Origin of the sequence: Kribbella sp. NPDC051587, from assembly GCF_044453945.1 — a bacterium.
Lineage (GTDB): Bacteria > Actinomycetota > Actinomycetes > Propionibacteriales > Kribbellaceae > Kribbella.
This window is the reverse complement of record NZ_JBITDE010000008.1, coordinates 303,012-315,752: the sequence shown is the minus strand read 5'-3', so window position 1 is coordinate 315,752 and position 12,741 is coordinate 303,012. Positions and strand designations below refer to the sequence as shown.

The 12,741-nt window shown below is 68.4% G+C and carries 10 protein-coding genes; 2 read left to right on the top strand and 8 right to left on the bottom strand.

Annotated features, from left to right (window positions below):
- Positions 1 to 101 precede the first annotated feature (101 nt).
- The 6 genes from ACIA49_RS27880 to ACIA49_RS27855 form a co-directional block, all read right to left on the bottom strand.
- The gene (locus tag ACIA49_RS27880; protein ID WP_396380284.1) at positions 102 to 1,523 is read right to left on the bottom strand and encodes an aminoglycoside phosphotransferase; all 1,422 of its coding nucleotides are present in this window, start codon (positions 1,521 to 1,523) and stop codon (positions 102 to 104) included.
- Positions 1,520 to 3,217 (bottom strand): maltose alpha-D-glucosyltransferase, encoded by a 1,698-nt coding sequence (gene treS, locus ACIA49_RS27875; protein WP_396380313.1) that lies wholly within the window; start codon positions 3,215 to 3,217, stop codon positions 1,520 to 1,522. The genes ACIA49_RS27880 and treS overlap by 4 nt, the downstream gene beginning before the upstream one ends.
- 244 nt (positions 3,218 to 3,461) lie before the next feature.
- Complete coding sequence (locus ACIA49_RS27870) at positions 3,462 to 3,689, bottom strand: hypothetical protein (RefSeq protein WP_396380283.1); 228 nt, start codon at positions 3,687 to 3,689, stop codon at positions 3,462 to 3,464.
- Entirely contained in the window at positions 3,689 to 3,898 is a 210-nt protein-coding gene (locus tag ACIA49_RS27865; protein ID WP_396380282.1) for a hypothetical protein, read from the bottom strand. The genes ACIA49_RS27870 and ACIA49_RS27865 overlap by 1 nt, the downstream gene beginning before the upstream one ends.
- 14 nt (positions 3,899 to 3,912) lie before the next feature.
- Positions 3,913 to 4,968 carry a hypothetical protein gene (locus tag ACIA49_RS27860; RefSeq protein ID WP_396380281.1) on the bottom strand — a complete coding sequence of 352 codons (1,056 nt, stop codon included), beginning with the start codon at positions 4,966 to 4,968 and terminating at the stop codon, positions 3,913 to 3,915.
- A gap of 104 nt (positions 4,969 to 5,072) precedes the next feature.
- A complete protein-coding gene (locus ACIA49_RS27855) occupies positions 5,073 to 6,152 on the bottom strand; it encodes an OmpA family protein (protein WP_396380280.1) in 1,080 nt (359 codons plus the stop codon).
- 268 nt (positions 6,153 to 6,420) lie between these two features.
- Here ACIA49_RS27855 and ACIA49_RS27850 point away from each other — a divergent pair, with 268 nt between their 5' ends.
- A complete protein-coding gene (locus tag ACIA49_RS27850) occupies positions 6,421 to 6,936 on the top strand; it encodes a winged helix-turn-helix domain-containing protein (RefSeq protein ID WP_396380279.1) in 516 nt (171 codons plus the stop codon).
- 59 nt (positions 6,937 to 6,995) lie between these two features.
- Here ACIA49_RS27850 and ACIA49_RS27845 read toward each other — a convergent pair whose 3' ends face one another.
- Complete coding sequence (locus ACIA49_RS27845; protein ID WP_396380278.1) at positions 6,996 to 11,402, bottom strand: S8 family serine peptidase; 4,407 nt, start codon at positions 11,400 to 11,402, stop codon at positions 6,996 to 6,998.
- A 293-nt stretch (positions 11,403 to 11,695) separates the two neighbouring features.
- Between ACIA49_RS27845 and ACIA49_RS27840 the strand changes: the two genes are divergently transcribed.
- Positions 11,696 to 12,271, top strand: a complete 576-nt coding sequence (locus ACIA49_RS27840; RefSeq protein WP_396380277.1) for a winged helix-turn-helix domain-containing protein — start codon at positions 11,696 to 11,698, stop codon at positions 12,269 to 12,271.
- On the opposite strand, the gene ACIA49_RS27835 is transcribed toward ACIA49_RS27840, so the two are convergent.
- Positions 12,249 to 12,689: a pyridoxamine 5'-phosphate oxidase family protein gene (locus tag ACIA49_RS27835; protein ID WP_396380276.1), complete on the bottom strand. Its 441-nt coding sequence runs from the start codon at positions 12,687 to 12,689 to the stop codon at positions 12,249 to 12,251. The genes ACIA49_RS27840 and ACIA49_RS27835 overlap by 23 nt on opposite strands.
- Between the last annotated feature and the right edge of the window lie 52 nt (positions 12,690 to 12,741).

The following is a 12,741-nucleotide window of genomic DNA, read 5'->3' as shown; positions in this document are numbered from 1 at the left end:
CCCGCAAGTATTACAGCGACCGCGCCCCCACGCTCTGTAATTCTCACCGCAGTGAGGACTACTTGGCTGAGATTTGGGGTACCTCAACCAGTTTTAAGGTTCTACTCCTCGACCCCGGCGAGCTGTGCCGCGGCGGCCAGCGGGATCCGCAACCAGGTCGGGCGATTGCGTGCTTCGTACAGCACTTCGTAGATCAGCTTGTCGGCCAGGAACGCATCCAGCAGCGCGGAGTGCTCGCGCGGATCGCTGTCCGCAACCTCCGCATAGCCGTCGCAGAACGCCTGCTGGTTCCGGCTCGCCCACTCCGACGCGCGGTAGGCGATCTGCTGATCACCTTCGTGATCGGTCAGCAGCAGCGACCGGGCCGCGTAGTCGAACGACCGCAGCATCCCCGCGATGTCCTTCACCGGGGTGTCCAGCGCCCGCCGCTCGACCAGCGACTTGGCCGGCTCACCCTCGAAGTCGATCAGCTTCCAGCCCTCGATCGTGCGCAGCACCTGACCGAGGTGGAAGTCGCCGTGGATGCGCTGCACCAGCACCGGCCGATCGGCCGCCGCCAGGTTGTCGAACGCACGGCCCAGACCTTCGGCGTACGGCGCGAGCTCCGGCACCGCGGCCACGGCGGCCGTGAGCCGCCGGTGCATCGAGGTCGCATGCTCGACCAGCTTGGACTGCTCCCAGACGTCGGTGCCGAGCGCCTTCGCCAACTCGGCGTGCACCTGGGCGGTGCTGGCGCCGAGCCGATGGGATTCGCCGGCGAAGTCGCCACCGACCTCGGCGGCGTGCAGGTCGGCCTCGGCGTACAGATCGCGCACCGACGAGGTCGCGAACGACCAGCCGTCGGTGGCGTTCTTCTGGAAGGCCGTCATCATCGCCAGCTCACCGCTGTCGGTACCGCCGCCGGCCCGCGGCCAGCTGCCGCGTGCCGACCCGAGCACCTCCGGGACCAGTTCGGACCCGGACTCGGTGAGTGCCGACTCGATCTCGACGCCGGGATTGCTCCCGGGCTCGAGCCGGCGGAACACCTTCAGCAGCGCGACATCGCCGTACACCAGCGAGGTGTTGGACTGCTCGACCGTCAGCACCAGGGACTGGGCGTCCTCCGGCACCTCCGTCGCGCCCTCCGGTGCGTGCACCGGGTGGAACTCCAGCCCGTCCAGCCGACGGCCGTTGGTGAGGCCGTCCAGCCAGTACGGCGTGGCTTCCTTGTCGTGCAAGGCGTCGTACACCCACACGCGGGCGTCGTCGAGGTCCTGCTCCTCCCACTCACCGACCAGCGCGTGGCCGAGGTTCTCGACCGGCGCCTGGTGGTAGCTGAGCGGCAACTGGTACACCCGGATCGGGATATCCGTTCCGGGCGGACCCGAACAGTAGACGAACCCGATCCGGACCGCAGGCCACACGCCGTGGTCGGACAGCCACACCGAGGTGGCCATCGCGTCGACGACGACGTCGTGTCCCTTCTCCCCGAACCAGCGCTGGCCCGCACAGAAGGACTGGACCTGGTCCAGATGGGAAGTCACGAAATGCTCTCCTCGTGGTCGGCCGGCTTGGGCAGCCGGAACCAGTAGAAACCGTGCGCGCCGAGCGTCAAAAGGTAGGGCAGCTCACCGATCGCCGGGAAGTGCACCCCGCCGAGCAGCTCCACCGGCTCGACCCCCTGCCACTGCCGCAGGTCGAGTTCGATCGGCTGCGGGAAGCGTGACAGGTTGTTCACGCACAGCACCACGTCGTCGCCGAACTCCCGCACGTACGACAGCACGCTCGGGTTCGAACCCCCCAGATCCGTGAAGGTACCCATGCCGAAACTCGGGTGCTGCTTGCGGGTCTGGATCATCCGCCGGGTCCAGTGCAGCAGCGAGGACGCGTTCTCCATCTCGGCCTCGACGTTCACCGCCTGGTAGCCGTAGACCGGGTCCATGATGACCGGCAGGCTGAGCTTGCCCGGGGTCGCGGTCGAGAACGACGCGTTCCGGTCCGGCGACCACTGCATCGGGGTCCGGACGCCGTCGCGGTCACCCAGCCAGATGTTGTCGCCCATGCCGATCTCGTCGCCGTAGTACAGGATCGGTGATCCCGGCAACGACAACAGCATCGCCGTGAACAACTCCATCTTGTTGGTGTCGTTGTCCAGCAGCGGTGCCAGCCGGCGGCGGATGCCGATGTTCGCCTTCATCCGCGGGTCCTGCGCGTACTCGGACCACATGTAGTCGCGGTCCTCGTCGGTGACCATCTCGAGCGTCAGCTCGTCGTGGTTGCGCAGGAAGATGCCCCACTGGCAGGTGTCCGGGATGGCCGGGGTCTGCGCCAGGATCTCCGAGATCGGGAACCGCGACTCGCGCCGGACCCCCATGAAGATGCGCGGCATCACCGGGAAGTGGAACGCCATCTGGCACTCGTCACCACCGGAGTCGCGGTCACCGAAGTAGTCGACCACGTCGGCCGGCCACTGGTTGGCCTCGCAGAGCAGGATCCGGTCCTCGTAGTTCGCGTCGACCTCCTTGCGGACCCGCTTGAGGAACTCGTGGGTGCGCGGCAGGTTCTCGCAGTTGGTGCCGTCCTCCTCGAACAGGTACGGCACCGCGTCCAGCCGGAACCCGTCGATGCCGAGGTCCAGCCAGAACTTCAGCGCCTCGATCATCGCGTCGCCGACGGCCGGGTTCTCGAAGTTCAGGTCCGGCTGGCTGGAGTAGAACCGGTGCCAGAAGTACTGGCCGCGGACCGGGTCCCAGGTCCAGTTCGACTGCTCGCTGTCCACGAAGATGATCCGCGCGTCGCCGTACGGCTCGTCGGTGTCGGACCACACGTAGAAGTCGCCGTACGGGCCGTCGGGGTTGCTGCGCGACTCCTGGAACCAGGGGTGCGCGTCCGAGGTGTGGTTCATCACGAAGTCGACGATCACGCGCATCCCGCGCGAGTGCGCCGCTTCCATGAACGCGGCGAAGTCCTGGATCGTGCCGACCTCCGGCATCACGCCGGTGTAATCGGAGATGTCGTAACCGCCGTCGCGCAACGGTGACGGATAGAACGGTGGCAGCCAAAGGCAGTCCACGCCGAGCCATTCGAGATAGTCCAGCTTCTCGGTCAGGCCCTGCAGGTCGCCGATGCCGTCGGCGTTCGAATCCTTGAACGACCGCACCAGGACTTCGTAGAAGACGGCCCGCTTGAACCACAGCGGATCCTTCTTCGTCAATCCGTGGTGCTGCTCCGGCAGCATGTCGGTCACGCTCACCTCCATCGGGAGTGTTGTGGGGGACCCGCCCGCGCCTGACCTTCCCGTACCCCGAACCGGGGACGGTCAAAAGGAGCAGTACACAGGATCAATCGAGTCCGGTGATGTGGTGACGCCGCGCGAGTGACGGTTCCGCGAGTGCGTTGCGCTTAGTCTGACGGCCCTTTGCCAGTACAAGCAAACCAACCCGCAAACATCCCGCAGAGTAAAACCATTGCCCCACTGGTCTTCACCGCCCCCCACGCCCCGAACCCCGTGTTTTGCCTGGGTCGTGCCGCCCCGTCGACGGTTGCCGGGACTGCGCGCCGGACTTGCCGCCAGGCTTCGCGACACCGTCGTTCGCCAGTCGCTGTGCGTCGTTCTGGTACACCATGTGACTGCCCTTGCCGCGCTTGTCGAGCTTCCGGTAGCCCGCGGCGCGGAGCAGACGCTCGTCGCGGACCTTGATCGGAGGCATCAGTCGACCTCGACGGTCACCACCAGTTGCTCCGGCACCCCAACGGTCTCGGCCAGGATGGTGATGGCGTCCTTGAGGTCCTCGAGAGCCGCCTCCGGCGTCGCGCCGGAGCCGTTCGCGAACGACTTCGGGGTGAGCGCGGCCTCGGCGCACCAGACGCCGTCCTCGTCCTGCTCGATGGTGTAGGGGACGCTGATTTCACGCTGCACAGCTGATCTCCTGATCAGTTGCCGGGCTGGGTGGACTTGCGGGGTTTGCGGACGTACTTGGTGAAGCCGGCCCGTTCGGCGTCGGCCTCGGTGCGGAACCAGACCTCGGCCTTGGTGCGGCCGTAGTACGGCGAGTCCGGGGTGTGGAACAGCATCGACTGCGCGTTCCCCTTGATGGTGAACCCGTCCGGCGGACCCTGATGCGGTACGGCGTCGGCGGAGCCCGGGCCGAACCGCCCGACCGGGACCTCGTCGTCGGGTGCCGTGGTGTCGTCGAACAGCGTCGGCTCGGCGGACGAACCACCGTCCATCAACCGCGAGAACTCCGGCTCCGCAGCCATCACCGGCGTCGCCTGCTCGGCTTCAGCAGTCGGCTGTACGGCGGGCGCGGGCGCAGCCTCGGCGACAGGTGCGGCCGGCTCCTCGACCGGCTCCGCAACAACTGCAGGGTCCGGAGCGGGCTCGGCCTTGGCGGCGGGTGCGGCGGGCTCCTCGGCCGGGGCGACCGGCTCTGCAGCAACCAGGGGCTCTGCAGCAGTCTCGGCCTTGGCGGCGGGTGCGGCGGGCTCCTGCGCAGGAGCAGCCGGCTCAGCAACAACCGCCGGCTCTGCAGCAACTGCAGGGTCCGGAGCGGGCTCGGCCTTGGCGGTGGGAGCTGCGGGCTCCTCGACAGGAGCGGCAGGCTCGGCAACAACGGCCTGCTCCGTAACCTCTGGCTCCGGCGCAGCGGCCGGCTCCTTGGCGACGGGCTCGGGGACAACCTGGGGCTCCGCGGCTGCCGCGGGTTCCGGAGCGACCACCGGCTCTGCGGCTGACGCGGGTTCCGGGGCGACCACCGGCGCTGCGGGGGCTGCGTGTTTGGGGGGTGCGGTGCGTTCGGGGCGTGGGGGTGCGTTGGTGGGGGTTGCGGCGTGAGCGGCGCCGACCAGGGCTTCTTCTCTGACCTGGGTCTCGGCGGGTTCCTCGGTCACCGCTTTGGTACGGCGGTCCAGGAGGAGCCAGGTGATGACGGCGCCCAGGAGGAAGGCCAGTAGGGGCCAGGGCCAGTTGTGGCGCAGCAGCCAGCTCATCGGCGGGCCGCCTTGGTGGTGCGATGCAGGAGCCAGGCGAGCGCGCTGCCGACCGCGAAGGCGAGCAGGAGCAGGATCCAGGTGTCGAGGACGAGATGGGTCATTCAGTTCTCCTGCAGTGCTCTGATCTCGGCCCGGCGGTTGGCGACCCGGCCGGCGGCGGTGGTGTTGGGGGCGATCGGGAAGGCCTGGCCGTAGCCGGTGGCGGTGATGCGGTCGGCCGGGATACCGAGGCGGACCAGTTCCGCTTTGACGACGGTGGCGCGTTGTTCGGACAGCGGCAGGCTGGTGGCGGGGGAGCCGAGGTTGTCGGTGTGGCCGGCGACCTCGATCCGCACGGTGGCGCAGGTCTTGAGCAGCGCGGCCGCCCGGGTGACTGCCTGCTTCGAGGCATCGTTGACGATCGCGGTCCCGGACAGGAAGTGGATCTTGTTCACCCGGCCGTACTCGGCCAGCCGGGTCTTGAACGTCCGGCACGCCTCGCTCTCGACCGGCTTGGTGATCGGCACCTCGAGCTGGTTCGCGATCACCGCACCCGGTACGGCGGTGGCAGCGGCCCGCGCGGCCATCGCCTTCGTGGCCTGATCCGGTACGGCGCCACTCAACGTGACCGTGGTCCCGTCGTAGCGGACCGACGCGTCCCCGGTGCCGATCGCGATCGCGTTCAGCAACCCGGACAGTGTGCTCACGTCCTCGATGCCCTTCGCGGCGTCGACCGTGACGCGCTGGTCGTACTCACGATCGGGCCCGAGCACCTTCTCCACCTCGGACTTGATCGAGTCCTTGGCGAGCTCGCTGCGCACGACTGCCTGCACGCGGATCGAGCTGTTCGTCCGGCCGATCTCGAACCCGGCCGCGTCCTGCGGGTCCGGGGCCGGCGTACCGGTGGGCTGGACGCCCGGTCCGGTCCCGACCGACACGGTGCGAACACCGTCGACCCCGGCGACGATCTCCTTGATCTGTGCCGCGTCCACATCCGTGGACACCAGCACCGACGCGTCACGGCCGTCCAGGACGACGGTCGCGCCGTTGATGCCGCGGGCCTCCAGCGCGGCGACTGCCTGGGTCCGGAGATCCTTCTCGATCGAGTCGGCCCGGACCGGGACCATGACAGCGGTCAGCAACACAGGTACGGCGAGAGCCGCGAGCAGCCAGACGACCGGCCGCCGAGCGAGTCGGGACACTCTTCCTCCGTCAGAAGCGGTCCTTCGACGGGTGCGGGCCGAAGTGACCGTGCGCGAGGAGAGTACTCCGCCCCGCACACGGGATGCACGCCGGTCTGGCAAATCGGTACCGCGTGTCGGCTGACCAGATCCGGTCAGAACTGTCCTGTCTCGGACAGGTCGCATATGTGCCAGCCCGGTGTGCAGGGAATCCCTTGACTTAGTTCTGGTCATAAACCGTACTGGTGCGTGCGTTTGACACCGTCGGGTGTGAAGAGGGAGGGGTCCGATGGAGAGGACAGCGGATTCGTCGTTGATCATCGGGGTGGCCACGTCGACCGCCGAGCGGGTGCAGCTGGCCCGGCTGCTCGGTGACGCCGATGCGCTGCTGCTGGTGTCCAGTGCCGAACAGGCCCGGGCGTTCCTGGAGCTCACCGAGACGATGTCAGCGGCCACACCACTCGTGGTGACGCCGACCGTCGTACCGATGCCAGAGCCGGAGCCAGTACGCACGGAACCCGAGCTGCTGCTGGATGTGGAGCGCCGCGTGGTCCGCTGGGAGGACCGTGAGGTGCCACTGACCCGGCTGGAGCACGACTTCCTGCACTGTCTGGTGAAGGAGCCCGGTCAGGTCTGGACGTACCAGAGCCTGCACCATGCGGTCTGGGGCAACGAGCACCTGGGCCACGGCTCGCACATCCACTCCGTGGTGAAGCGTCTGCGCCAGAAGCTGGCCAACCTGGAGGCCACGGTCACCATCCACGCGGTCCGCGGCGTCGGCTTCCACCTGCTACCGACTGCGTAGAACAAAGGCCAGGGCCCCGGACCGTCACGGTCCGGGGCCCTGGCTGTTCAGTTAGGGCGCTACTTGGTGGACTTCAGTGCGAAGTCCTCGGTGATCGCTTCACCGGCCAGCAGCTTGGTAGAGCGGGTCTGCGGCTTGTAGCCGTCCTTCGCAGCAATCAGCGTGAGCGGGTTGTTGCGACGGTCCAGCCAGTAGGCGTAGTTCCCGTCGGCGTCGGTGGTGAACGTGTAGGACTGTGCCCACGAGTCCACCTCGACGGTCGCACCGGGCAGCGGCGTGCTGACCCCGGTCTTGCTGACGCCGGTCACCGTGCCCTGGATCTTGCTCCAGGTCTTCGGCGCCGTGACGGTCAGCTTGATGTCCACCGGGTTGACGGTGTACGGCGTGTCCTCACCGATCGTGACCGCGGCCGTGTAGGTACCCGGCTGGTCGACGGTTGCGGTGAGCGTGACCTTGACCGTCACCGACTCGCCCGGGGCCAGCTCGGCCTCGGTCTTGTCGAGCGACAGCCAGCTCACGTCGGCCGCGGACTCCGAGCAGTCCTCCAGACCCGGCAGGTTCTCCGAGTCCGCGGTGGCGGTGAAGCCACCGGACGAGCCGCCGACCTTGTAGAAGCCACAGGCCGCGCCACCGCGGTACCGGGCCTGGTTGGCGTTCGGCAGGGCTGCCCAGGTGTTGCTGGCCGGGTCGTAGGCGAAGCCGGCGTTGGTGACGGCGCCCGCCTGGACCCCACCGACCACGAGCAGCTTGCCGCCGGCAACGGCGTACGAACCGGCCCAGTGATCGGCCGGAGCGTCGGCCACCGCGGTCCACGCATCCGCACCCGGGTCGTAGACGTAGGCGTTCTTCAGCGAGTTCGTGCCGTCGTTACCGCCGGCGCAGTACACCTTGCCGTCGATCGCGCCACACGAGATGAAGGCGGCCGCCTTCGGGTAGCTGGCCAGCGTGGCCCAGGTGTTGCTCGCCGGGTCGTAGCTGACCACCGTGTTGCTCATCGGCAGGCAGTCCGCGGTCGTGCAGCCACCGATGGCGTACAGCTTGCCTCCGGCGACGGCCTGACCGGCTCCGGCCCGCGGGGCCGGGTTGGCGGCCAGTGCGGTCCAGGCGTTGGCAGCGGGGTCGTAGGACCAGGTCGCCGCGTCCGGACCGGACGCACCCCAGCCGGCGCTGGCGATGATCTTGCCACCGACCACACCGAGCGTGACGGCGTTGCGAGCACCCGGCAGCGGGGCGATCGCGGTCCACGCCTTGGCGGCCGTGTCGTACTTGTAGCTGTTCCCGCTCGAGGCCGACCCGTTGCCACCGGCAATCGAGTAGACCGTGCCGTCGACCGTGACGACCCGGTTGTCCATCACCACGGCCGGGTAGTTCGCGATCCCGGTCCACGGTGCCGCACCCGGAGCGTTGCTGTCCGGGACGTCGGTGGGCTTGCCGGACAGCGTCTTGGCGAACGAGGTCGGGACCTGGATCCGCTGCAGCGGGGCGCCCTTGCCGGTCAGCACCTGCGCCTTGGTGGTCTTGGAACCGTTGGCGTTCTCCAGGACGAACCCGCCGTCCTTCTCGCCGAACTTCACCTTGACCGGCGCACCGCCGGTGTTGGTGACGGTGACGTTCTTGCTGGTCTTGCCACCGATCGGCAGGGTCGCACCGATGTCACCGGGGGTGACACTGAGCTGACCGGCGTCCAGCGTGAAGTCGGCACTGGTCACCCAGTCCGCCTCGACCGAGACGGTCGACTGCGCGCTGACGTAGTTGCCGGCCTTGGCGGTGAAGCCCTGGTCGCCGTCGGCCGAGGAGTACAGCCAGTAGAAGCCGTCGGCCAGACCGGTGTCCTCCGGCGTGGCGACCGTCGTACCGGACTCGGTGGAGCCGTCCCGGGTGACGACCGCGCCGTTGACGGCACCGCCGGTGTTGGCGTCCTTGACGTTGCCGACGACGAGACCGCCGCCGACCGGCTCACAGATGACCTGGCTGCCGATCAGGACGTTGTCGACCTGCCACCACCACTCGTACGAGGCGTCGTAGTAGTGGAAGCGGACCTTGACGGCGGACTTGCCGGCCGCCTGGGGGATCGCGATCTCCTTGGTGCCGCGCAGATCGGTCGCCTGCGTGAGCACGTTGGCCCAGGTGGTCCCGCCGTCGATCGACAGGTCCACGTCGGCCTTCTCGCCGCCGAGCCAGTTGAGGTCCTGGTTGAACCGGATCACCGGAGCGGTGACCGCGGACAGGTCCACGGCCGGGCTGACCAGCGAGGTGTCCTGCGCGCCGCCGGAGCCGTACTTGTCGCTGTCGATGACCGCGAAGCCACCGGCACCGCCGGAGAGGTTGCCGCGCTTGCCCGGGTCGTCGAACTTCCAGACCTGGCCGTTGGCCTTGTTGTCGACCACGGTCCAGCCGCTCGGCGCCGCCGCGGCGTCGAACGTCTCGTAGACGCCGTCCGAGCCGTTCTTGTAGCCCGGAGCGGTCAGGCAGGAGTCCTGCCGGACCTTGACGGCCACGTTCTTGGTCACGTTGGCCGTGCCGACCGTCACCGGAACGGTGGTGGTCTCGTAGCCCGGGATCTGCGACTCGACCTTCAGGCTGTACGTCGCGCCGCCCGGAACCTTGAAGCTGAACCGGCCGTTGGTCGGGGTGGTGTAGTCGAACACACCGCCCGGGCCGACGACGCTGACCTTCGCGTACAGCGGCCAGCCGTGGCCGGAGCCGTCGGAGATGGTGCCGCCCACGCTGACCTGCGGAGAGCTCGCCAGGGCGAAGTTCTTCGTCGTGGTCTGGCCGGTGGTGATGACCACCGTCGCGGTCTGCGACTTGTAGCCGAACGAGGCGACGGTCACGTCGTAGGTCCCGGCCGGCAGCGTGGTCGAGTACGCGCCGGTGCTGCTGGTGATCACTTCCTTGTCGGGCTGGCCGGCGGCCTTGGCGATCACGCTGGCACCCGCGAGCGCGGCACCACCGGTGGCGGCGGTGACCGTGCCGGACAGGGTGCCGGTGTTGCCGACCGGAGCGGCGTTCACCAGTGCGAGTGCGTCGAGGCGGCCCTGACCGAAGACGTTGTTGTTCTCGGTGGTGCCACCGCACTGGGTGCTGGCGGTGTCGATCGCCGTCGTGTTCAGCAGCGCGCGGGTAGCGGCCACGTCACCCTTCAGCGTCGGCGAGGCCGACCACAGCAGCGCGACCGCGGCCGCGAGGTGCGGCGTGGCCATCGACGTACCGTTGAAGGCGCCATAGGTGTTGCCGGGCAGGCTCGACCGGACGTTCACGCCGGGGGCCGAGATGTTCGGCTTGATCGTGCCGTTCTGACCGGCACCGCGGCCGGAGAACGAGGCGATGTTGTTGTTGATGTCGTAGGCGCCGGCCGAGTAGTTGCTCGTCGAGCTGCCCGGCGAACCGGACGTGTTGCAGGCCGAGCCGCTGTTGCCGTTGGCGAACGCACCGAAGATGCCGGACGCGGTCCAGGCGAGGGTGACGTCCTCCATGAACGGGTCGTTCGACGGCAGCGTCGAGCCCCACGAGTTGTTGATCACGTTCGGCCGCTTGCTGGCGTCGGGGTTCTGCCCGGCCAGGTTCGTCGGCTGCAGCATCCACTGCCCGGACGCGATCAGGGCCTCGTCGCTGGGGCAGCAGCCGTTCGCGGCGATCCACTTGACCGCCGGTGCGACGCCGATCTGGTTCCCGGCGCCGTCGTCACCGGCCATCGTGCCCATCGTGTGGGTGCCGTGACCGTTGCCGTCGGCGGGCTGGTTCGGCGACGTACCGGCCGCGTCGAACCAGTTGTAGTTGTGGTCGAACGTCCCGTTGCCGAGGTTTCCGCGGTACTGCTTGACCAGCGCCGGGTGGTCGAACTGGACACCGGTGTCGATGCTGGCGACCGTGATGCCCGCGCCCTTGTCGCCGTACTGCGACCAGACCTGGTCGGCCTTGATGTTCGCGACGCCCCACTCGACCGAGTTGATCTCGTGCTCGGAGGTGCCCGCGGTGACCTTCGGCACCTCGACGGTCATCGGGTTGTAGAGCCCGGCGACCTCGGTGTGCGCGGCCAGTTGCTGGGCCAGGTCGAACGATCCACCATTGACCCGGATCGCGTTCGTGGCCCAGAACGCCTTGTACTGCACGCCCTTGGCGTCGAGCTCGGCCTTGACGTCCTTCTGGGTGGCGGTCGCGGTCGCGCGCAGCTTCTCGGCCACCGCGGTCCCGCGCTCGGTCCAGTCGCTGATCTTGCTGGCGGCGGTCAGGTCCGCCTTCTGGCCGAAGTACACCCAGAAGTCGGTCGCGGCCTTCGCGTCCTTGCCGTTGAGCTTGGCCATCAGGTCCGGCTTGATCTTGGTCGCCGGATCCGTGCCGGTCGGCTTGGTGGGCGGCGCGGCCAAGGCGGCGCCGGTCGCGCCCAACCCTGTCGCGACGACGGCCACCGTCGCCAGGGCGCCGACCAGTGTCCTGGCGAGCCCCCTACGTCTGCTGTCTGACATTCTTCGCAGCCCCTCACTGTGACGACCCCGAGTTGACTCCCCCGAGTCATGTGGTGCGCAGAGGGTGCAGGCGGTCCGCGGGCGGTGAACCGGTGTGAGCGAACGCGCTCCGTGCCCCCCAGGTCGCCGCATGTGACACGGCGAGCCTGTCGAGGACCCTATGTGTCGACTGAACCGGGTCACAAGCACACTTGGTGAGCAAGATGTGACTAGCTGTCGCGTGATTCGAAGCAAACTGGTCAAAGATTGGCAGTCCGTTGACGATCTGAGGCAGAGGTTGACATCGTGACCGTATGGTCACCGCCCGTGTCCCCGCCCCAGCGGACGTCGATCTGACCACGACCGACGCCCATCCGTTCCCGCTGCTCATCGCAGTAGCAGCCTCGCCCGAACAGCGCGTGCGCCTCGCCGAGCTCATCGACGACGTCGCGCCGCTGCTGCTCGTCTCCAGTCTCGACGAACTGCGCAAGCTCTTGGTTCCCGGCCGGCAGCCACCGCCGTCCGAACAGCCGGAGCCCCCCGAACCCGAGTCCGCCGACCTCACCGCGGACGAGGTGCTCACCATCGACCGGGTCCGCTCGGTCGCCCAGTGGCGTGGCCGGGAGGTCCAGCTGACCGAGCTCGAGCACGACCTGCTCGCCCGGCTGATGTCGGCGCCCGTCCGGGTCTGGACGTACGACGCTCTCCACCAGGCCGTGTGGGGGACCCGTGAACTCCGCGGGACCGCCGACGTCCACTCGGTGGTGAAACGGCTGCGCCGGAAACTCGACGACCTCGGTACGACGGTCACCATCGACGCCGTCCGGGGAACCGGCTTCCGCCTCACCGATCACCAGCATCCGGCGATCACGTCGTTGCGCGCAGGGTGATCGGGACGCGGATGTCGGGGCCGCCGTCGTTGACGAGGACGGAGGCCTCGGTGGCGCGAGCGCGGTAGAGCCTGAGTTCGCCTGGCTCGAACGCGGCCAGCTCGGGGAGTCTGCTACGGAAAACCTGCAGGCAGCGGGCCAGTTCCGGCTCGCCGACCTGCTCGGCGTGCGCGGTCAGATAGACGGCTTCGCCTGAGTTGAGCGGCACCTGGGAGTCGAAGATGACGATCGCGACCTCAGGGCGCTCGGCGAGGTTGGCCGAGTGCCGGCTGCTCGGCCGCGAGACCCAGTAGAAGTCCGTTCCGTCTGGGGTGAAGTAGACGGGGGAGACCCAGGGGTGGCCGTCGCCGTCTGCGGTGGCCAAGGTCAGGTAGTTGTTGGCGGCGATGATGCGGCGCGCGGTGTCCTCGGGTGTCATACCGCCAGCTTCGGCGCGGGCCGCAGTTCCGGCATCCGTGGCCACTACGGAG